Origin of the sequence: Marinomonas phycocola, from assembly GCF_047525455.1 — a bacterium.
In the GTDB taxonomy this organism is placed as follows: Bacteria; Pseudomonadota; Gammaproteobacteria; order Pseudomonadales; family Marinomonadaceae; genus Marinomonas.
Genome location: NZ_JBLIXL010000013.1, coordinates 20,282 through 42,486, shown reverse-complemented (window position 1 = coordinate 42,486; position 22,205 = coordinate 20,282). Strand labels below are relative to the sequence as shown.

The window sequence follows — 22,205 nt, the reverse complement described above, 5'->3', positions numbered from 1 at the left end:
TCCACATATACCCACTTATTAGCTTTGTCTATTCGCCTAAACAATAGACAAAGCTTTTAACAAAAGCTATAGTAAATGCGTATCGTATCAGGGTTGCAGCCATGTCAGTTTCTCTCTCTTATTTAAATAATTACCCGACTCAGCCTTCTGTTGATAATGAGGTAATTTCAAATAAAAACACCGTTTCTGATAAAGAGAATCAAACTCTTACAACATCATCTACGGTTGTTACGCTGTCTGAAGAAGGAAAGCAACTCTCAGAAAGAAGTAACCCGGAGCAAAACGCAGCCAATGATTCAAATTTAGAAGGGAATGACGACGAAGTCGTTGCTAATGCAACAGATGAAAAAGAACTAGAAGAACAAGAGCCAGCAGGTAAGAAAGAAACGGAATTAACGGAAGAAGAACAAGATCACCTTGACTACCTAAAAGATCGAGATCGAGAAGTTAAAATCCATGAACAAGCCCACGCATCAGTTGGCGGTCAATTTGCTGGTTCACCAAGCTATACCTATGAAAAAGGCCCTGACGGTCAAAGCTATGCAGTTGCCGGAGAAGTCCCCATTGATGTCAGCCCTATTGCTGGCGACCCTCAAGCGACCATATCTAAAATGGAGCAAGTATATCGCGCTGCCCTTGCTCCAGTTGAGCCTTCATCCGCGGATAGACGTATCGCCTCTGACGCTCAATCGAAAATATCAGAAGCCAGAGCCGAGATAGTACAATCTCAACTCAAACCATCTGAGGAGGACGAAAAAACAGAGTCAGAAAGTACTAAACAAGAAGACACTAACTCAAACAGCATCAACGACTCTGTATCCACAAATGACAGCCGTATTGCTTCGTATAATTTAAGCTTAAACACCCTAGGGGGGACAATTTCTCACGCGATATAATCGAATCAATAAACAACAATAATACAGGACGTATTATTTACTCATTTTTAAAGGACTAAAAATGCACTATAAATTCAAACCATCTCATTCTGCGTTTACGCTGATTGAACTTCTCGTTGTTATTACTATAATTTCAATACTCGCAAGCTTCAGTGCCCCTCAATTCATACAAAAAATAACCAAAGCTAAGTTACTTGAAGTGTACAGCTTTTCAAATGCACTCCAAACCTCCATTGAAGAACATGTCATTACCAATGGGACCTTTCCCACTACTACTCAATTCAATGCATTAAAGGCTCAGCAGAGTTTAAGTGAAAAAAGTGTCATATCGTCGAGTAACATAGAACAAAATCAAGGCGTCACAGGCACAATCAAAATTCAATTAAAGGAAGAAAGCGCCATTGAAGCGAATCAATATTTCTTATTCGCTCGGACAACATCAGCTCAATGGACATGCACTTCAACCCTTCCCTCAGAACTGCTGTCAGGCCATTGCAAGACAATCAGCTCTAATGAGGATACAGAATGATGATAATTGAGGAATCCATTAACATTGCTATTAAGAATGGGGCAACAGACATCCATTTATGCCCAACGCCTTCTGATTATCAAGCAAAATATCGCGTGGCGGGAAAAATTACGGTTTTACATGATGACCTCGTCCCTAAAAATGCGGTAAATCGACTTAAAATACTGTCCAATCTGGATTTATCCGAAACGAGGAGAACTCAAGAAGGCCAATTTTCATACACGTTCAAACAAGAGCAGTTTTTTATTCGTATTAGCATTGTGAACACAAAACTGGGTGAAAAAGTCTCACTTCGTATTCTCCCAACAGAGTTTAAGTATTCATTAGAAAACATAAAACTCCCACCTTCTTTATATAAGAATCTTGTTACCGCATTAGAAAAACCCAAAGGTATTATTTTTGTCTGTGGCGCAACAGGCGCAGGTAAAACCACCACTCTGTACTCTTGCCTTGAATATTTAAACAATGGTGAAAAAACAATTTTTACCATAGAAGACCCTGTAGAATTCAATATTGATGCCTTTTATCAATGTGAGTTAAACACCCACATTAATATAACGCCTCAATATTTATTAAAAAGTTTATTACGACAAGATCCAGATATTATTTTCATTGGCGAACTGCGAGATAAAGAAACCGCTGAGCTTGCTTTAACTGCCGCCCATACAGGTCACTTGGTATTAACAACTATCCATACAAACTCCGCACTTGAACTGTTCTATCGACTTCAAAGCTGGGATATTGATATGTTCACCCTAGCAAGCTCATTAAACTTTGTTATGCACCAAAGGATGATCTTTAAAGACAATAAACGAACACCCAAATTTACGGGCATTACACCGTCATGGAATAAAAAGCTCCCTGAGAATTACCACGCATTAATCAATAACGAGCGTTACTGGATGGTGCATGATGAAGACTAATACCAATAATGTATTTTTCTTTATTGAGGGTGAAAGCCCTCAAACCATAGAGCTCAATTATAGCCAACATCTACTCTCTGAATTAAAACAAGGCTATAAAGGAGGCAAAATACAGAAACAAAAGATTAATAAATTAAACTCAACCAAATTAATTACCTTATTCCAAGAGCTAATCAATTTCATGAACCTTGGAATGACACTCAACGAGGCAATATACAATATCGCCATTTCAGGTAACAGAAAGTTTTCTCCTACTTGTTTATATTTGGCGACACATTCCAGTAATGGCGTTCCATTAGAAAAGGCATTATTACAATTATGCGATAAAAAGCATCAATTTATAGGAGATCTTTTACCCAAAAACACAACACAAGAAAATTTCAGAAAAAGTTTAACCGTGATATTAGACAATTTAATTTCAAAAAAAGAAACATCAACTCAATTAACAAAATCCCTTTACTACCCTTTCTTTATCATCCAAGCATCCATTCTATCTCTTATAGGAAACATGCTTTTAGAAGACACGCTGGAACTGAATATAATGATGGTTTATTTTCTTGTGAGCGCTGTTCAAATCATCACGATTCACCAAACAACCACAGGAAAAGCCATTTACTTTCTGGAATATTTCTCTTCATCATTAAGGTTATATAATTTTTTTGAACTTCTTTCCTCTTCCCTTGATACAGGAGAATCATTACAAGATACCATCAAAAAAATTGCCGACTCAACATCGCACCAGCATCACAAAAAACAACTGTATGTAACCTATTACAAACTTAAATTGGGGCTGGGATACGCTGAAAGTTTCCCCAGATACTGGTTTCTTGGAGAATCCTATCTCGCCTTAGTGAATTCAAGCAAAAATGGCAATATTGAAAGGGCATTATTATTGGCTTCTGCACTTCAAAAACAACGTTGGTTCTATATACTATCGCTACTTAATCGAATCGTTCCTGCCCTATCTCTATTGACGGCTGGCTTTTTTGTTGCCAAAGTTTTAATCAATATCTACGCACCGCTTATGGAACCTTACTGATGTATCATGACCTTCTCTTTATATCATTATTCTGTGTGTTTATTTTATGCATGGGTAGTTTGATTAGTGCCTTTCTACATCGATGGCCTATTTGGTGTGAATTTCATTGGAGAAAGGAAGCTCATAGCATTTTAGAGCAAACATTTTCCGAAAAAGAACCTCCATCATTCACAAGCGGCCGATCCCAATGCACTCACTGCAATAAGCCATTGTCGGCACTCGAATTGATCCCAATATTCAGTTTTGTATTCCTCTTAGGAAAATGCAAACATTGCAAAACCTCCATTGGGATACAATATTTAATTCTTGAGCTAGCCACACTAATTATCTGCCTCCCTTTACTGCTCTTAAACTTATCGATATTTGAAACTCTATTCATCGGTTTGATTTTCTGCTGTTTACTCACTATCTCCGTTTTTGATTTTCATCATCAATGGATTCCTGATGAACTAAACGGATTACTCATCCTATTTTCACTGCTATTGTCACTGGAATCAGAAAGCTTACTTGCTTCTTCCGTTTACGGCATGCTATTAGGGTACGGTGGGATTTATGTCATTCGATTTACGTTTTTAAAATTGAGAAACATAGAAATAATTGGATTAGGCGATGCAAAACTTCTTGCAGGTATTGGCGCTTGGTTTGGCGTTAGTGCAATTTCGTACATTCTATTTTTAGCAAGCACTCTAGGTTTATTGGCATTCTTATTTCATAAGAACCGAAAAATTGCTTTTGGGCCATACCTTTGTCTTTCAGCTTACATTTTCTTTTGGAATCAATTCATATGACACAGACAATCATTGGCTTAACGGGCGGTATTGGCAGCGGAAAATCCACCATTGCCAGCTTATTTGCTAAACTGAATGTGGATTACATCGATGTTGATGATGTTGCAAGAGAAGTCGTTAAGCCTGGCACTGAACTACTGGGTTTAATTCACGATCGATATGGCCCATCCATGTTAAACGACGATCATTCTTTAAACAGAGCTACATTAAGACACATTATATTTAACGACTTAAATGAGAAAAAATGGTTAGAATCGATTACACATCCTATAATTAGATCAACCACAATGGAGAAATTACACAAATCGACATCTAAGTATTGTTTGCTTGTGCACCCTTTGCTATTCGAAACGAGACAAAACGAAATATGCAGCGACGTCATTTCTATTTCTGTGCCTCAGACACTGCAAATTGAAAGAGTTTGCAAGAGGGATTACTCCACAAAAGAAGATGCATTAAAAATCATTCAAACACAAATAAGCAACCAAGAACGAATCCAAAAAGCCAAATATGTTATTGAAAATACTGGCAATATGAACGAATTGGGTGATAAAGTTTATGCAGTACACCAACAAATTTTGAATAATATGAATGAATAACACTCAACAGAATACTTACATTGCCTGCCCTACTTGTAAAAAACAGGCTATATGGTCGATAAGCAATCCTTCTAGACCTTTTTGTAGTGATAGATGCAAACTAATTGATCTTGGTGAATGGGCGAGTGGAAACTACGCGATTCCCCAAACAGACTCAGAAGAAGATGAAATAATGACAACGCAATTATCTCAAGAATCTGGCTACTAGCATTGAGGCAGTATCATCTATGATCGACTTTTCCCAAAAAAAAGCCATTTTAATTGAAGATATGGCAGAAGCCAGAATTTTACAAAAAAAAATGCTGACCGATTTTGGCTTCAAGTCTATAGACATAGCAATGAAAGCCGAATCTGCAATTGAGCTTTTAAGAGACAACACATACGATCTCATCTTATCCGACTATAACCTTGGTAATGGTAAAGATGGTCAGCAGCTACTAGAAGAAGTGCGCCACTCGGAGCTAATCCCCAACACTTCTACTTACTTAATGGTAACAGCAGAAACCTCCATTGAAATGGTGATGGGAGCTATTGAGTACCAGCCAGATGGTTATATTACTAAACCATTTTCTCAGGCACTACTTCAAAGAAGGCTACTCAAGCTTGTTGAAAGCAAAGAGAAGCTACGCTCCGTAAACACGGCGTTAGATTCAAAAAACTTCAAAAAAGCAATAGAGGAATGCGAAGAAATAATAGAAAAATACCCCTATTTAGAAGGAAAGTGTCATCGTATCATTGGGGAATGCTACATCAGTTTAGGCCGGTACTCTGATGCTAAAAACGTTTACTCAACCGCACTAAAAAAACAAAAGATGCCTTGGTCGCTGTTTGGGTTAGCCAAAACACTTTTTTTAATGGAAAAGTACGTTTCCGCAGAAAAGAAATTCCAGCAACTCATGCTAGACAATAAGTTTTTTGTAAACGCCTATGATTGGCTAGCCAAGTGCCTGATTGCACAAAACCGGCACGATGAAGCAAAAACAGTACTCATTGATGCCATTGAGAGGTCGCCGAAAAGCATTCTCAGGCAAATCGAACTGGGCAAGCTCAGCTTACAATTAAAAGATTATTTCCTCGCTGAAATGTCTTTTAGAAGAGCAGTATTCCTAGCCAAACACTCTTGTTTCAATTCCCCTGAGATCTACTTAAACCATTTACGCTCAATTGCTGGTATGGCATCTCAAGAAGAAGTGCTACCACGACAAAAAGATGGCTTTAAAAGCACACTGAAAAAAATTGAGGAGTTTCGACTTGAAGACATCGATGTAGCCACATCTACCCATGAGATAACGATTCAATTTTATTTAAACCAAAACGACAGTCGTAGTGCTACTGATGCTCTTGCGCTCTGGGAATCAGATTATCAAGAAGGATTAGCACACCAACCTTCAGAGCAGCATAAAGTCACGCTAGATATTGAAGGATAATCAATATGGATAAATTAGATATTAGTACCATTTTAGCCAGTGCAATACATGAAAGTAAAAACCGTATTGGCACATTGCTATATCATACTCATACCATCAAAAGTCATAAGGAAATGAACACGAATATTGAGAAGACCATTGATACAATAGAAGAGTCTTTAAAGCAATTAAATGATGAATGGGTTGAGTACCTCTACCTATACAAGCTGTCCACAGACGGTTATCCAATTCTTTATAATTCCGTATCTGTCTCTGAATTTCTCGATGACCAAGTCTTCGCACTAGAGAGCTCAGCTTCCTCTAGAGACCTTACATTAAACTTCAAATGCGACGAAGACATCATTGGTTTTTTTGACGAACGCTTGATTACATCCGCCGTCAGTACTTCTATTTATAATGCACTTCGTTATGCAAAACAGGCCATACTACTCACCGCCAATATTGAGGCAAACTTTTTAGTTATTACCATTGAAGATGACGGTCCAGGTTTTTTTAATGATGAAAGCGATGAAATGCTGTTTTCAAAAAATACTGGACTGGGTCTCTATTTTTGTGAATTGTCTGCAAAATCTCATTCAATTAAAGACGTAAATGGTTACATCACTAAAGAAACATCCAGTAAATTAGGCGGAGCTTGTCTAAAAATATTCCTCCCTCAATAAACTTTTTTATCAATATGTGAAACACGCTCATACCGTCCCAATAAGCGTGTATTGAGGTGCACAAAAACGACAACAAACTGGCGATGCTGCTTGCCTTAGCTAATGAGTTTAAAATAGACCAGATGATACGAGCGGCAAGAGGTTAGTCCGTTCAAGACTCACTAAATAAGGCTAAGTCGGCTTATTTAGTGGCGAAAAGTACAAAAATGAGTGACATCTTGTGCTTTTTATTTGAATGAAAGGTTTTTAGTGTACTGAGCGCTTCTTAAGCGCAGTTTACCTAGCGAGGATATAAATAAGGATCGTAACGAAGTAGCACCTTACAAAAACCTGATTCTAATCAAACCCTCGTAATGGCAAATTAATGGTTTGCAACCAATTCTCCGACGCATAGACAGCGTTACCATCTGTTACGTGAAGCGTATATGCTTGTCTGGATCTACTAGAGTAATTTGGTGCACTGTAATGTGGTAAGTAACCATGAAAAATCATTAAACTTCCTGCCTTTACTTCCACCGGTATAGTACTTTTTTCTGTTGGCCATGGTGTTTTATCTAAGGTCACCATATTTGTATCAAGACCACTTCTATTAAAACGTTCTCTTAATGGCCCTTTATGACCTTCGGGTTCAACCCATAAACACCCATTTTCTAATGTCGCATCTTCCATTGCAAACCAATAAGTAACAACACTCTGAGGCTCGGTATAGAAAAAGCTGGCATCTTGATGCCAATTTACAACACCACCAATTTTAGGTTGTTTAAAAATATACATAGATTGACGAATCTGAGGATTAATCAAACCAATCGACGCTGCTATCTCACCTAAAATAGGCAAATGGCTAAAACGTTCAAAAATAGGATCGAGTTCGTGTAAAGCATGACCAATTTTATTAATACACAAATTTTTATCTTGGCACAGTTCGCCCTTGTCATTAAACGCCTCTTCTTCGAAAAAACAACTTATGTTCTCCGATGAACTCAGAAAAAAATCATTACCACTTCGATCATTATCTTCAGTGGTAAATATGTGGTCTTGCGACAACTCGTCCCATTCACTAATGATTTTTTCTGCTTGTGCTTTTATCTTGTTAATTTCATTTACATCGAATAACTCATCTAATACAAGATATCCTTGCTCGCTATATTGCTTCACTTGCTCCATGGTTAACATACGTATTTCACCCTTATTCTTTTTATATAACCCATAATTTATGTTTCTTTAGAGCAAAGAGCATGTTCTTACTCTATTTTTGCAATAAATATTCATATCTATGAGAATATAATATTCTATTCATATTAAGGACACGAATTCTTTTTAGTGCTTCCATATAGCTCAGCCCAGATCTCAGTGATAAGCAACACAACCTCATCCTAAAGTTTTTGAGACACACATTAATCGGCATTTCCCTAAATCGCTCTGGGGAAAAACATGCAATAACGAACATGATTTAGCCCGCTGAACTGAAAAAGCACACAAAGAAAATTATCAAGAGACAGATCCTTCTGCTCCTATATGGAAATCACATTTGGAAATGTTACACTCGAATTTGGCTCATTCCCTTATGCCCATTGCAATCCACAAATAAACATATTGAGTACCAATTTATTTATAAAAACCGTTTAGAAGCTCATTTAATCAGTGACTAAGTTTATAACATACAACAATAGAGCTAAAAGTAACTTATTTACCCTTAACTCGATTTATATCGTTCAGCTTTTCTTTGTCATTAACCCATTTAAACAACTCATAAAAGCCGTAAACAGTCAGTAAGCCGTAAACGCCACCTATGAAATAATTCGCCTCTGTTGTGATGGCTAGAATAATATTGATAATTGCACCAGTAACAAATAATATCCACAACTGCAAATGAAAACGAGTAGAAGCAAGAACAGACACTAACAAAAAAGGAACACCTGTTAATAATGTAAAATACTGACCTGTTACAACACCGTTAATCGTGGCTATAGTCAATGCTATAAAAAGTATCCACTGATTTGGCTCTTTAAATACGCTTGTCTTCATTACTGTTCTCTTCAGATATAAAACTTTAACAATTAATTAGGAAATACATATTTATTTTTAGTTAATCTAATATTCGAATATAGCGCTTCAGATTGAGTACCACTATTGTCTGCGTCCGTCATAATAGCAATTGCAGAGAGGTAACGAATATCTTCACCAAACATTTCTTTAAGATCTTGTTTCATGTTTCTTTGAACATTCTTCCATACCCCTACATTTTTACTGGATTCAACAGATATCATATAGGCTTTTTTGCCTGCAAATGGATTCTCCCAAACATCGCCTTTTTCAGCCTGTTGAGACCAGACATAACTGATTCCTTTTGTTGAAAACACCGTACCTTTGTTAAACAGGATGTGAACACGGCTTGCAAAATCATCGCCTTTCTTACTTCTCTCATTTTCAACGGTTGGAAATGTTTCAACTCGCCAAGACCATGACAGCCAAGGAGTGTCCTCTAAATCAATTTTTTCTTTATAAAAAAGAGCAGATGCAGACGCAGAACTCTTAGCAAATAGAGCACCTGATTGAGGAATATCTTTAAAAGTTATAGAGTCTGGTGTGATAACCGAATAATAGGTTTTATCTAAAAAATATCGCACAGACCAAGAATTCATGTCCTTCGCAGCAAATTTCATTTCTTTAGAAAAAGAGGACGATGAGAACACAACACAAAAAAAGCTTGTTAAGAAAATGATTATTTTTTTCATTAAAAACCTTCACACATTATTTTTTGTTAGACATAACAATTATCATTACACTGATATTGTAAACAATCTAGCTTAACAACTGGGCGACTCAACCCAAACTGTTCAAAAACCAGATGTCAGTATCGACTATCAAGTCGTTCAAGCATTGTTAGAGTCTAACAGTAGTAAAGGCGCTCTTGAGACAAATCAACTAAAACAGCCCACAGTCTATAATTCTAATTTAGAAAGCGTAACGTAGCCTTTAGGGCAAATTTTAGATGTTAAAGCGTAGTATTGTACCTAATTATAAATCACTTACAAACTGCCTTATTAGCAACGTCTTTATCGGAAAGGCGCAATGTTCGTTTAACTGGCTATATTATTTCCTAACACTTAATTTGAAGGAAACGGAAGAAAACTAGGATTAAGTCATGATGATTCTATTTTTTAGGACGAGTATCCACAAGTAATGAGTTGGGATTTACTTTAATTTCATATGGATGGATTGACAATGAAGTTAATAAAAGAAAAAACGAAGACTGGATTTTTCACTCTCATAAAGGCCTAAATTCTGAACTTGAACCTGAAAATGAAAATCCATTAAGTAGTACGTTATTATCTTTGAAGACATTCAAAGAGAAAGCTCGGGGTGTGACCTGTGACCATGATTTCATCATTGCCAGACCCTGTAACAGATTCTGTGTACATTCACATCTATCTTATCTGTATGTGGATCATCATTAAACGTCAACAATCTTAGGGAAGGTACGCTTAAACTAAACTCATTTTTCCCACTTCATATCATTAACATCAATTCAATAAATGGACACAAAGACCAAACTGATTAATCCAATTCATAATGCTAGAATACGGATAAACATTAACATCGTATTAGCAAAATAATCAGGTTCTTATAATGACTAATAAAACATTACTAAACGCATCCATACTGACATTATCCCTAGTATTGGCAGGATGCCAAACAGCCTATTACTCAGCACTGGAAACCGTTGGCATCCATAAGCGTGATATTCTTGTTGATCGTGTCGAAGAAACCAAAGAATCACAGGAAACATCTCAAGAAGAATTTCAATCGGCATTAGAGCGGTTAACAACTCTAGTCAATTTTGATGGAGGCAAGTTAAAAGACGTTTATGATCAACTAAATGACGATTATGAATCCAGCTCAGACGCAGCCGAGGACGTTACCAATAATATTAATAATGTTGAAGAAGTTGCCAATGCGTTATTTAACGAATGGAATGATGAGCTGGATCAATACACAAATGCGACCCTTAAACGTGAAAGCGCTAAAAAGCTGGCCGAGACAAAACGTCAATTTAGTAAACTATTACGCTCAATGCGCAGCTCTGAAAATAAAATGAAACCCGTACTATCATCCCTTAAAGACAATGTTTTATATTTAAAGCATAACCTTAATTCTCACGCAGTGGCGGCGATAAAAGGCGAATTCTCAAGTTTAAAAAGAGACATTCAAGTTTTGTTAACGGACATGAACAAGTCGATCTCTGAATCCAATAAATTTATCGAAGAAATGAATCAAGGTTAATTAATATATTTTTTACACTTTCATTTTATGCCTTTAATAGTATGGAAAGTTCATATCCCATATTATTAAAGGCATTACTAGAAGCAGTCGAACCTGAATAATGGCATTTCAAACGTGGAACGCCATGCTTTTTTCATGTTCTTCTAGCAATGCCATTTTTAATCAGAATAAACTTAAAAATACACCAAAATATTGAGCATCATAAAGCTAGGTAGTGTTCAAAAATCTGTGTCATTTCAATAAACTAGTAAAAATAGAAATCATGCCAATAACACTTTCTTGATACTCTGATTCTATTTTCAACATAGAGTCCTCTCCTGTTCGTGCATCATTAACCGCTTTCCTTAATTCAGAGTTTTCCCTCAAAGCTTCAATGGAGCTCATCACATCCTGATGTTCAGTCATATCAATCGGCAATTCAGATTCATCATCTAATGAGTCTTCTAATAAACTCTCTAGACCCATAGTACTAATATCTAAATAAGCAATTTGCTCATTTCTGTCTAACCCCTTTAAATCATTCGACATCTTCAATATCTGCTCTTCAGAAAGGTCAAAGTTTTCCAATAGAGAAACCGTTTTATTCATCATATCTATACTCATTTTAAACGAGTATTCCGTCATCCCTTTCAGTCGTGCTGCCTTATCAGAAGGACTGTTTGCAAAAATTGGTAGGTCAGCAAAAATATTAGTTTTTGAAGAAACATCACCTAAAAACGATAACATTTGGTTTTTCACTTTATCGCTTTTGTCCAACAAACTGTCTAACGTCCTTTCCCCAATATCTTGATCAAGTGCAAACACGTTCAACAGATTATTTTGCTGATCGGGGCTAAATTGATTCAATTTATCAACTAAAGATCCAGGATCCTCTGAATCGATCACAGCAGACATAAAATTTTGTATATCATCAGACGATGATGTTTTTTTTAACAAAACACTCTCTTGCGTGTAAGTGTCTTTTACTAGATCTCTATCTTCAAATAAATTCACATTTTTAGCATATTGCCCAGCCTGTGAGATTATTTTATTCATTGCCTCTGGGGGAACTTCGTTTAAAACAGCCATAAACTGTTGCAGCTTCTCTTCTTCGCTTCGCTTCCCATGCTTATAATACTCATTGACTATTGAGTAAATAGCTTGAGCATTAATTTTTATTGAGTCGGCAACATTTACTAAAGCATCTAAGTTATCACTGTTCATTTTAGATGTAACAGACAAAAAATGATCGTCCTTCGCCATTCCATTACGAGCCAAGGTCCTTTGTTGATATCCAGAGAGTTTTTCAAACAAAGATGTGATTTTATCTTTCTTTTCAGAGGAAAAATCAGCTTGTAATGGCTCTTCTAACCAGTTTTCTACATTGAACTCTTTCTTTGACATTTCACTGATAAAAAAAGTGTCTTGACTGTTTGCAGGAATATGTTTTTCAGACAGAATGTTTGTCGGAACGAAAGGTATACTTTGTTTGGATATCACGGGTTTAACTGAAGAATGATTATTAGTCGGTGTGAAGTTCATAAATGCATCCCTTTGTATTTATTGTCATTAAATGTTAATCGGCAAAAAATACACTCTTTAAAGGAATATCAATCATAAATTAAATTCATACCTATAGCAGCATCACAATCAATTTAGACAGTTTCTCTTAAAGAGCGTAAAGCTCATTTCCGACAACCACAGGTTCTTTCACCCATTCTTTCGCAATGCCAAGTAATGCTTTATGCCTGCAATTTTATCTTCAGCATGATGGTTTACATACAATACTGTGGAGTCACTGTCCGCACAGATTTTTTCTATCAAAGCCAACACTAACTGACGATTCATATCATCTAATCCTAGACAAGGTTCATCTAAAATCAAAAGAGGTGGATGTTTTACCATCGCCCTAGCAATCAACAACAGTCGTTGATCGCCATAAGACTGCTTATTAAAAGGTTGATCTGCTTTATTTGCCATTCCTAATAGCTGCAACCATTCATCTGCAATGACTTTTTGCTGATCAGTGGACTTATTATACATACCAATACTGTCGTAAAAGCCCGAGATAATGACATTTCTCAAATTAGTACTGACACGATATTCCCACTGCAACGCTGTCGAAACATAACCAATATATTGTTTGATTTCCCAAATACTTTCACCATTTCCTCTCTGAAAACCAAAGACAAAAATGTCATTACTGTAACATTGAGGATGATCTCCTGTGATCAAAGATAAAAGTGCAGTTTTTCCACTACCATTTGGACCGCTGAGCTGCCAGTGCTCTCCAGCATAAATAGTCCAGTCTAGGCCCTCAATAATAGCTGTGTCTTCGTATTTAACACTAATATTAGCTAATTTAACTAAAGGCTTCATTGAGTCAAGAGAAATTGAAGATTGAGATTCAATAGATTTAGGAATGACTATATCTGTGGTCTTCAAATGCATTAATTGATACAAACTGTTAAAAGCGACGCTGTCTTGACGCTCAATTTTATGCTCTAACCGCCCTTCATTTACATAGCCAATATGAGTAACAAAATCAGGAAACTCATCAAACCGATTCAGCACAAAAATGATTTGCATCGATTGGCAGATGGTTAATAAATACGCTTGGAGTTGGGATAAGGTAAAGGTATCCAAACCATCAAATGGCTCGTCTAGTATAAGGAGATTTGGCTTACTGGCTAACGCTCGAATCAAAATCACTTTACGAGACTCACCTGTAGACAATTTTCTGAACGCTCTGTCTAGTAGGTAGTCTAATTGAAACCTATCTATGAGCTGTAAAACTTTCTTCTCGTCAGCCCCATCTTGTAAAAGAAGTTCACGAACTGGCGTTCCTTCAGAGATGACATCCATTATATCAGCGTCGTCTTTTTTCAACTCTTCCGCAATAATCTGAGCCTGCACTTCAAAAGAGACCATTGCCACCCGGTTTGGCAAACCTGAAATGGTACCAGAAGCGCACTTCCCTACCCCTGATAACGTTGCGGCTAACGCAGATTTACCAGCGCCGTTCGCGCCCGTTATAGCCCAATGCTGACCTGGCTCTATAGTCCAATTAATTGAATCTAATTGAAAGCCCTCATCAAAAGTAACAGAGGCATTGGAGAATACAATTGAATTAGTCATTACGGCGATTTGATCTCAAATATTTTGTCCTTTAAATGTAAAATATTTTTCTTAAAACTACCAATTAAATCAATAAAATAAATGACGTAACCATCAATCAGCTTGACTGAATATAGCCACGATAAAAACAAAAAAACCAAGGCAGTAATACCTTGGTTTTTTTGAGGAATAAGACTGTTTAATATAATTAAACGATCTTTTTCATATCCGCCATGTGACCACGAAGAACACCACCAATGGCTTCAACTGGGTGATTACGCAGTGCCGCATTTACTTCAATTAGGCGAGCGTTATCAACGCCGTTGTCATCTGTAGAAAGACCTTTGCCGATTACATCTGTTTTGATGTCTTTCATGAAGTCTGTTAACAATGGTAGGCAAGCGTGGTTGTATAAGTAGCAACCGTATTCTGCTGTATCGGAGATAGTTGCATTCATTTCGTAAAGTTTCTTACGAGCGATTGTGTTCGCAATCAGTGGCGTTTCATGCAGAGACTCGTAATAAGCCGATTCAGCAATGATGCCCGCAGCCGTCATTGTTTCGAAAGCCAACTCAACACCCGCACGAACCATAGCCACCATTAGGATGCCGTTGTCGAAAAATTCTTGCTCAGAAATTTCAACATCACCTGCTGGTGTTTTCTCAAAGTTTGTCTCAGCCGTTTCAGCTCTCCAACCTAACAATTTTTTATCATCATTCGCCCAGTCTTCCATCATACCGCTAGAGAAGTTGCCGTTGATAATGTCATCTTGATGCTTGTTATACAAAGGACGCATTATCACTTTAAGCTCTTCAGAAAGATCGAATGCTTTTATCTTAGCTGGGTTAGATAGGCGATCTAGCATGTTTGTCACGCCGCCGTACTTCAGTGCTTCAGTGATTGTTTCCCAGCCGTATTGGATCAGCTTAGATGCGTAACCTGCGTCGATACCTTCTTCAACCATTTTGTCGAAGCAAAGGATAGAACCTGTTTGCAACATGCCACATAGGATCGTTTGCTCACCCATAAGGTCAGATTTTACTTCCGCAATGAAAGAAGACATTAAAACGCCTGCTTTATGACCACCAGTACCCACTGCGTACGCTTTTGCTAAAGCAAGACCTTCGCCTCTTGGATCGTTATCTTCGTGAACAGCAATCAATGTTGGAACACCAAAACCACGTACGTATTCTGCGCGAACTTCAGAACCAGGACACTTAGGAGCAACCATGATTACAGTAAGGTCTTCACGAATCTGCATACCTTCTTCTACAATGTTGAAACCGTGAGAGTAAGATAGGCAAGCGTCTTTTTTCATAAGAGGCATGATTTCTTTAACAACTGGAGTATGCTGCTTATCAGGTGTTAGGTTTAAAACAACGTCAGCTGTAGGAATAAGCTCTTCGTAAGTACCAACAACAAAGCCGTTTTCCGTTGCATTTTTCCAAGATTGACGTTTTTCAGCAATGGCCGCTGCACGCAAAGTGTAAGAAACATCTAAACCGCTGTCGCGAAGGTTCAAGCCTTGGTTAAGACCTTGAGCACCACAACCGATAACAACGATTTTTTTACCTTTAAGCGCTTCAACACCGTCATCAAACTCGTCCATAGTCATAAAACGGCATTTTGCTAATTGAGCAAGTTGCTCACGTAAAGGCAATGTATTGAAATAGTTCTGAGACATAATTATTTTATTCCACTTTGTTTAACGGTCATTGCTTATTCAAGCAAATACATAATAACTTTCGCTGCATCATGTCGATCCAACGTCCAATTGGCAGTCACTTTATAATAAGTTTAATCTTGTGTATATTGATATATAATCAACCTTATATTTCATTTTACGCAACACAAAAGATTCCAATAACGTCCCCATAAAAAAGCCACTCTATTGAATGGCTTTTTACCTTTACATTATTCGCTCTAGATGAAAACGGACATTATCAAATCGCATCTACATCATCACCCCAGCTATCCTCTTCTGAGTCTTCACCCCAACTGTCATCGTCACCCCAGCTGCCCTCTTCATCATTAACATCATGCTGAGTTTTTACTGGCTCACCGTCTCTCACCGCTCTCTCACGAGTTTGTAAATAAACATCACGAATGAAAGTATAGTGGTCACCAAAAATTAATGATTCTGCGGCTAGAAAGCCTGCTCTCAAATCAACAACATCAAGCGCCGTAAGACCTAATTCACCATTACTGGTTAGATCAAGTAACGCTACAGGATCATAATTGGTATAATCTACAATCAAACTACCGGTGTCTCGCACCGTAGAAGGGCCAAACAAGGGCAACACAACATAAGGCCCTGAAGCAACTCCCCAATAACCCAATGTCTGACCAAAATCTTCTTCTTTTTCAGTTAGACCAAGCTCAGTCGCAATATCAAAAATACCACCCCAACCTGCTGTGCTATTAATTACAAAACGAAAGAAGGAAGTCGCCGTGCCATCTGCCTTACCTTGCAATAAGTTGTTCGTTAGATTGCTAACTTCACCTAAATTTGAAAAAAAGTTGTTCACACCTTTCTGTACAGGTGTTGGAACCACTTTCTTATAGCCTTTTGCAACAGGCTTTAATAAAACACTGTCTAGCCCTGAGTTGAAACTAAACATGGCGCGATTATAGCCTTCCCATGGATCGTCTACATCCGTTGCAGTAGGTGCGTCTGCCGCCGAAACAAGCGAACAAGCAAAAGACAAAACCACGACACTGCATAACTGTCGACTACGTGAAATAAATTGAGTGTACATAAAACCTCTTTATACTAATTTTTTAACCAACTGCCATTGTTTAGACAAGCGTTTTTCGGAAATGGGCTCCAAAGTACCGACAGTCTGAGAAAACAGAGAAATTCGATATTCTTCCATCATCCAGCGATACTTCATCAATTCTGGATCGTATAAATTCTTCGCCAGATGCGCGTTTTTCTGCTTAAGATAGCGCTCCCACAGAGCTTCAAGCTCAACCACTCCCGCATTCTCTTTTGCTAAATGGTTCTGAAAACGCTCCAAGCGCGTTTCGATGCCTTTAAAGTAGCGTGGAAATTGTTCCAACCAAAAAAGCGGTGTCTCACTGATAAATCCGGGGTAAATCAAATTCCTCAACTGAATTTGAATATCCCCATAAATACGAGTCCAAGGTAATGGAATATTACCCTTCATCCGTTTTGCCACTTTCTGATAAGAAGATAAGACCTCAAACAATTGAGTTGCCATGGTATTAGCAACGCTAATTAACGTATTCTTTTGATGATCAATACGCGCTAAAAACTCCGACTCAGAGCGAGGCAACGCCATTCCGTCAAGAAATACTTTATCCAATACCGCATGAAGCAAATCATTAAGTAAGACATCCTTTTTGCCAATTGGTGCAAAAATTAATAATGATTTTTGCAAATTAGGCATATTTTTTTGCAGATACTTCACTTCTTTATGCAAATAAAGCCCCAACAAACAAATTACACCTTTACGATGTTCATCTTGTGCTGTGTGTTTGTCGTCAAACATTTTGACAGAAACCGTATCCCCTTGAGACACCAATGCAGGATAAGCCACCACTTTAATGCCCGCTTGTGACAGTTTTTTATCTTCCGGTACATCTTGCTCAGGCCAGCGAGTTAAACCTGCCACTTCGTGTGCTTTGGTTCCAAACTTGGCAAAACTTTCATCAACTTGCTTAGCAAATTCTTCTTGAAGTTTGGCAAGATCTTTACCGGAACCAAGCACCTTACCCTTTTCGGAAATAACCTCAATCGTCAAGGTTAAATGCTTATCCAAGCGTTCCGAATTCCATTCACTTAATGGTATATCAATGAGAGTTTCACGTTTAATCTGCAAGGTTAATTGATCCAGTAAATCCCCTTTCCCTTGTGAGAGATTAGGATAAACACGCTCAATAAATTGCGGAATCGGTACAAAGCGCCTTCTCAATGCTTTGGGTAGTGCTCTCAAATACGCTTCGCATTTTTCACGAATAAAACCGGGTACCGCCCAGCTCAATTCATCAATGTTCAACTGCCTTAATAAACCAACAGGCACTTTTAATGTCGCCCCATCCTTCTCTTGGCCAGGCTCAAACGCATAGCCAATAGGAAGTTTGACATCATTTAGCTTAAAGTCATCAGGAAACGCATAAGCATCCGCTTCTAGGTTTTGATTAATTAAATCATCGCGTGTGAGCTTTAATTCCGTTGGCTGTTTTTTCAGCCAAAATTCCAATCCTTTTTGATTATAAATGTCTTCTGGAATACGGCGGTTATAGTAATCAAACAACACCTCATCATCCACAAGGATATCTCGGGTTCTTAACTTAGCTTCTTGGCTTTCTACTTCTTCTATTAACTTTTGGTTAAATTTAAAGAAGGCGGCACGAGTTCGCATTTCACCTTCAACTAAGCCCGAACGAATCAGAATTTCACGAGCTTCAGTGGCAAACACTTGCCCATAATCGACTCGTCGTTTTGCTATCAATATCAGCCCATATAAAGAGACCTGCTCATTTGCCACAACTCGCCCTTGGCTCTTTTCCCAATGAGGATCAAAATATTGACGTTTTACAAATGGTTCCGCGTACTCTTCAATCCATTGAGGATCAACTTTAGCCACCACCCGTCCAAATAATTTCGACGTTTCAACCAATTCAGCTAATACAACCCATTGAGGTGGCTTTTTGAACAACATTGAACCGGGAAATAAGTGCAGTTTTCTACCACGACAAGCTAGAAACTCTTTTGTCTCATCCAGCTTATTTGCTACTTGAGTAAACAAACCGGCCAACAAAGAACGATGTATGGCTTCGTAGTCTTTTTCTTCACGGGTAACTTCTTTGAACCCCAGCGATTTACAGGCTAATAAAATCTGGCGGTGAATGTCTCGCCACTCTCTCATGCGCATAAAATTCAAAAACTGCTTACGGCAATACTGACGCAAATGATTCTGAGACAATTCCAGTCTTTGAGATTCATAGCGCTCCCATAAATTGAGCAGTACAACAAAGTCTGAATCTGCGTCTTTATCTTGGGCGTGCGCTTGGTCGGCTTGCGTTTTTTTATCTTGAGGGCGCTCTCTTGGATCTTGCACAGAAAGCGCACTGACAATAATGGCAACTTCTTTAAGCACATTTTTTTCTGCCGCTGCAACCAACATCCGTCCAAGTTTTGGATCGATTGGTAATTTCGCCAATTGACGACCAATAGGCGTTAATTTACTGTTTTTGAGTGCGCCCAATTCTACAAGCGCTTGATAACCATCATTGATCATGCGTTGATCAGGCATTTCTACAAACGGGAATTTTTCTACGGCACCCAGTTGAAGATTGGCCATTTGTAAAATAACAGACGCCAAATTGGTTCTAAAAATTTCAGGATCGGTAAACTCACTTCGGCTCGTAAAATCCGCTTCATCGTATAAACGAATACAAATGCCTTCCGCAACACGTCCACAACGCCCCGCTCTTTGGTTAGCACTGGCTTGACTGATTTTTTCAATAGGTAATTGCTGAACTTTAGAACGAACACTGTAACGACTCACACGAGCCAGACCAGGGTCAATAACGTAACGAATACCTGGTACGGTCAACGATGTTTCGGCGACATTGGTAGATAACACAACGCGCCGTCCAGAATGAGATTTGAAAATACGTTGCTGTTCACTACTGGATAAACGGGCATACAGAGGCAAGACTTCAGTGTTTCGCAGCTCGGCTTTGCGCAAAATTTCCGCCGTTTCTCGAATTTCCCTTTCACCTGGTAAAAACACAAGAATGTCACCCGCGCCTCGATAGCCTGTCGATTTCTCCTCTTGAATCAGAATTTCAACCGCATCAAGAATCCCCTGCTCCATGCTTTGATCCGCATCCAGTTCTTCAGAGTCTCCTTTATTCAATAACGGCTGATAACGAACCTCAACAGGAAAGGTGCGTCCTGATACTTCAATGATTGGCGCGTTGTTAAAATGTTTTGAAAAGCGTTCAACATCGATCGTTGCAGAGGTCACAATCACCTTAAGATCGGGTCTAGACGGTAAAATACGACTCAAATACCCCAATAAAAAATCGATATTTAAACTTCGCTCATGCGCCTCATCAATAATAATGACATCGTATTTTTGTAAAAAGCGATCTTGTTGTATTTCAGCCAACAGAATCCCATCTGTCATCAACTTTATTAGGGTTTTTTCACCGCTCTCATCATTAAAGCGAATTTGAAAACCGACTTGCTCCCCAAGATTCACATTCAGTTCATCACTGATTCTGTCCGCGACACTTCTAGCCGCGATACGTCGTGGCTGCGTATGACCAATTAACCCAGCCACACCAAGACCCGCTTGCAAACACATCTTAGGCAATTGCGTGGTTTTACCCGATCCGGTTTCACCCGCAATGATGATGACTTGATTCTCTTTAATCGCGTCAATGATTTCTTCAGCCCGTTCCGCAACAGGCAAATCATTATCGTATGTAATATCAGGAACCAAAGCCTGTCTTTCGAGAAAAGTCGCATTCGACTTTGCAATAATCTTATCCAAATCTTTTTCTAAACGATCGCACGGCGCACCTGTTTTTTTTCGTTTAGCGATAGTGTGTTGCTTCTGCTTAATGAAATGACGATCACGAGTCATTAAAGTCTGTATTTCAATGTCTAACAAAATGGAATCCTGTTTTTTACTTACGCTCATTGATAATTACAACCTATTGATAAATAAGTGTAATCACCGTGTTATGGAGCATTCTTATATAGATATGGTTGCAAATTCTATCACTAAACCTTATCAAGAGGTTATAGTGTCTAAAAACAAGACTTTAAGCTCGTCACCTTGATGGCTATAAAGCTGGTATTTTAAAGAAATAATTTACCTACTCAGGCTATTTCTACCTACAGTAAAGGAAACCACTCATGTCACACACTATTTTTGAAGACAACTCCCTAACCATTGGTAACACCCCACTTGTTCGACTAAACAAAATTGGCAATGGCAATATCTGGGCAAAGATTGAATCTAGAAACCCAGCTTTTTCTGTTAAATGTCGTATTGGTGCCAATATGGTTTGGGATGCAGAGAAAAAAGGCACACTAACAAAAGGTAAATCACTGGTTGAGCCAACAAGTGGTAATACAGGAATCGCACTGTGTTTCGTTGCAGCGGCCCGTGGTTATCCGATTACATTAACCATGCCTGCCAGCATGAGCCTTGAAAGACGCCAAGTAATGAAAGCACTCGGCGCAAACATTCTCCTAACGGAACCAGCAAAAGGCATGAAAGGCGCTATTGAAAAAGCCAAAGAAATCGCTGAAGACCCTGATTTCATTTTACTACAGCAATTTGAAAACCCAGCAAACCCAGAAATCCATGAGAAAACAACGGGTCCTGAAATCTGGAAAGACACTAATGGCGAGATTGATATTTTTGTTGCTGGTGTTGGCACAGGTGGCACGATTACAGGTGTAAGTCGCTATATTAAAAACGTTGAGAAAAAAGCCATCCTAAGTGTTGCCGTTGAACCAACAGCGTCCCCTGTTATTACACAAGCGATGAATAACGAAGATTTGACACCTTCTCCGCATAAAATCCAAGGCATTGGCGCAGGCTTCATTCCTAAAAACCTTGACCTTGATATGGTAGACCGTGTTGAACAAGTTACCAATGAAGACTCTATTTCAATGGCGAAGCGTTTAATGCGTGAAGAAGGCATTTTATGCGGTATTTCTTGCGGTGCCGCTGTTGCCGCCGCGGAAAGACTTTCTCAATTAGAAGAATTTGCAGATAAGAAAATTGTTGTTGTCCTACCTGATTCAGGGGAAAGATACTTGTCTACAGCGTTGTTTGAAGGTGAGTTCTCCGAAAACGAAACTGTGCAGTAAATTATTTATCTTTTTTACCCTAACTACACCATTACAATCGAAGGACTGGACTAATAGGAAGGCTGTAGAAAGAATAAAATCGTACCGCTGCATTA

At 38.3% G+C, this 22,205-nt stretch carries 19 protein-coding genes; 11 read left to right on the top strand and 8 right to left on the bottom strand.

Features of this window, described 5'->3' with window-relative positions:
- Positions 1-101 precede the first annotated feature (101 nt).
- The 9 genes from ACMUMJ_RS10830 to ACMUMJ_RS10790 all read left to right on the top strand — a co-directional run bounded on the left by ACMUMJ_RS10830 (position 102) and on the right by ACMUMJ_RS10790 (position 6,863).
- A complete protein-coding gene (locus tag ACMUMJ_RS10830) occupies positions 102-896 on the top strand; it encodes a putative metalloprotease CJM1_0395 family protein (protein WP_414678850.1) in 795 nt (264 codons plus the stop codon).
- Between the two features lie 61 nt (positions 897-957).
- Positions 958-1,425, top strand: a complete 468-nt coding sequence (locus ACMUMJ_RS10825) for a pilin (RefSeq protein WP_414678849.1) — start codon at positions 958-960, stop codon at positions 1,423-1,425.
- Entirely contained in the window at positions 1,422-2,348 is a 927-nt protein-coding gene (locus ACMUMJ_RS10820; protein WP_414678848.1) for a GspE/PulE family protein, read from the top strand. The genes ACMUMJ_RS10825 and ACMUMJ_RS10820 overlap by 4 nt, the downstream gene beginning before the upstream one ends.
- Positions 2,335-3,387, top strand: coding sequence for a type II secretion system F family protein (locus ACMUMJ_RS10815; protein ID WP_414678847.1), 1,053 nt, complete (start codon positions 2,335-2,337; stop codon positions 3,385-3,387). Before ACMUMJ_RS10820 ends, ACMUMJ_RS10815 begins: the two co-directional genes overlap by 14 nt.
- A 50-nt stretch (positions 3,388-3,437) precedes the next feature.
- Positions 3,438-4,175: a prepilin peptidase gene (locus ACMUMJ_RS10810; protein WP_414678846.1), complete on the top strand. Its 738-nt coding sequence runs from the start codon at positions 3,438-3,440 to the stop codon at positions 4,173-4,175.
- Positions 4,172-4,774 carry a dephospho-CoA kinase gene (coaE, locus tag ACMUMJ_RS10805; RefSeq protein ID WP_414678845.1) on the top strand — a complete coding sequence of 201 codons (603 nt, stop codon included), beginning with the start codon at positions 4,172-4,174 and terminating at the stop codon, positions 4,772-4,774. Before ACMUMJ_RS10810 ends, coaE begins: the two co-directional genes overlap by 4 nt.
- On the top strand, positions 4,767-4,982 hold the full coding sequence (locus ACMUMJ_RS10800) for a DNA gyrase inhibitor YacG (RefSeq protein WP_414678843.1): 216 nt from the start codon (positions 4,767-4,769) through the stop codon (positions 4,980-4,982). Before coaE ends, ACMUMJ_RS10800 begins: the two co-directional genes overlap by 8 nt.
- Positions 4,983-5,001: 19 nt before the next feature.
- Entirely contained in the window at positions 5,002-6,201 is a 1,200-nt protein-coding gene (locus ACMUMJ_RS10795) for a response regulator (protein WP_414678842.1), read from the top strand.
- Positions 6,202-6,206: 5 nt separating this feature from the next.
- A complete protein-coding gene (locus ACMUMJ_RS10790; protein ID WP_414678841.1) occupies positions 6,207-6,863 on the top strand; it encodes a sensor histidine kinase in 657 nt (218 codons plus the stop codon).
- Between the two features lie 336 nt (positions 6,864-7,199).
- Here the strand turns inward: ACMUMJ_RS10790 and ACMUMJ_RS10785 are convergent, their stop codons facing one another.
- The 3 genes from ACMUMJ_RS10785 to ACMUMJ_RS10775 all read right to left on the bottom strand — a co-directional run bounded on the left by ACMUMJ_RS10785 (position 7,200) and on the right by ACMUMJ_RS10775 (position 9,598).
- Positions 7,200-8,036 (bottom strand): phytanoyl-CoA dioxygenase family protein, encoded by an 837-nt coding sequence (locus ACMUMJ_RS10785; protein ID WP_414678840.1) that lies wholly within the window; start codon positions 8,034-8,036, stop codon positions 7,200-7,202.
- 510 nt (positions 8,037-8,546) lie between these two features.
- Positions 8,547-8,888, bottom strand: coding sequence for a hypothetical protein (locus ACMUMJ_RS10780; RefSeq protein WP_414678839.1), 342 nt, complete (start codon positions 8,886-8,888; stop codon positions 8,547-8,549).
- Between the two features lie 32 nt (positions 8,889-8,920).
- On the bottom strand, positions 8,921-9,598 hold the full coding sequence (locus ACMUMJ_RS10775; RefSeq protein WP_414678838.1) for a DUF3047 domain-containing protein: 678 nt from the start codon (positions 9,596-9,598) through the stop codon (positions 8,921-8,923).
- 895 nt (positions 9,599-10,493) lie between these two features.
- Here ACMUMJ_RS10775 and ACMUMJ_RS10770 point away from each other — a divergent pair.
- Entirely contained in the window at positions 10,494-11,147 is a 654-nt protein-coding gene (locus ACMUMJ_RS10770) for a DUF2959 domain-containing protein (RefSeq protein ID WP_414678836.1), read from the top strand.
- A 231-nt stretch (positions 11,148-11,378) separates the two neighbouring features.
- Here the strand turns inward: ACMUMJ_RS10770 and ACMUMJ_RS10765 are convergent, their stop codons facing one another.
- The 5 genes from ACMUMJ_RS10765 to hrpA all read right to left on the bottom strand — a co-directional run bounded on the left by ACMUMJ_RS10765 (position 11,379) and on the right by hrpA (position 20,926).
- Positions 11,379-12,668, bottom strand: coding sequence for a hypothetical protein (locus ACMUMJ_RS10765; protein ID WP_414678835.1), 1,290 nt, complete (start codon positions 12,666-12,668; stop codon positions 11,379-11,381).
- Between the two features lie 168 nt (positions 12,669-12,836).
- Positions 12,837-14,264, bottom strand: a complete 1,428-nt coding sequence (gene modF / locus ACMUMJ_RS10760; RefSeq protein ID WP_414678834.1) for a molybdate ABC transporter ATP-binding protein ModF — start codon at positions 14,262-14,264, stop codon at positions 12,837-12,839.
- 187 nt (positions 14,265-14,451) lie between these two features.
- Positions 14,452-15,927: a ketol-acid reductoisomerase gene (gene ilvC, locus ACMUMJ_RS10755; RefSeq protein ID WP_414678833.1), complete on the bottom strand. Its 1,476-nt coding sequence runs from the start codon at positions 15,925-15,927 to the stop codon at positions 14,452-14,454.
- Between the two features lie 259 nt (positions 15,928-16,186).
- Positions 16,187-17,002 (bottom strand): MlaA family lipoprotein, encoded by an 816-nt coding sequence (locus ACMUMJ_RS10750; protein WP_414678832.1) that lies wholly within the window; start codon positions 17,000-17,002, stop codon positions 16,187-16,189.
- A 9-nt stretch (positions 17,003-17,011) separates the two neighbouring features.
- Positions 17,012-20,926: an ATP-dependent RNA helicase HrpA gene (gene hrpA / locus ACMUMJ_RS10745; RefSeq protein WP_414678831.1), complete on the bottom strand. Its 3,915-nt coding sequence runs from the start codon at positions 20,924-20,926 to the stop codon at positions 17,012-17,014.
- Positions 20,927-21,144: 218 nt separating this feature from the next.
- Between hrpA and cysK the strand changes: the two genes are divergently transcribed.
- Positions 21,145-22,110 (top strand): cysteine synthase A, encoded by a 966-nt coding sequence (cysK, locus tag ACMUMJ_RS10740; protein WP_414678830.1) that lies wholly within the window; start codon positions 21,145-21,147, stop codon positions 22,108-22,110.
- The last annotated feature ends 95 nt before the right edge of the window (positions 22,111-22,205 follow it).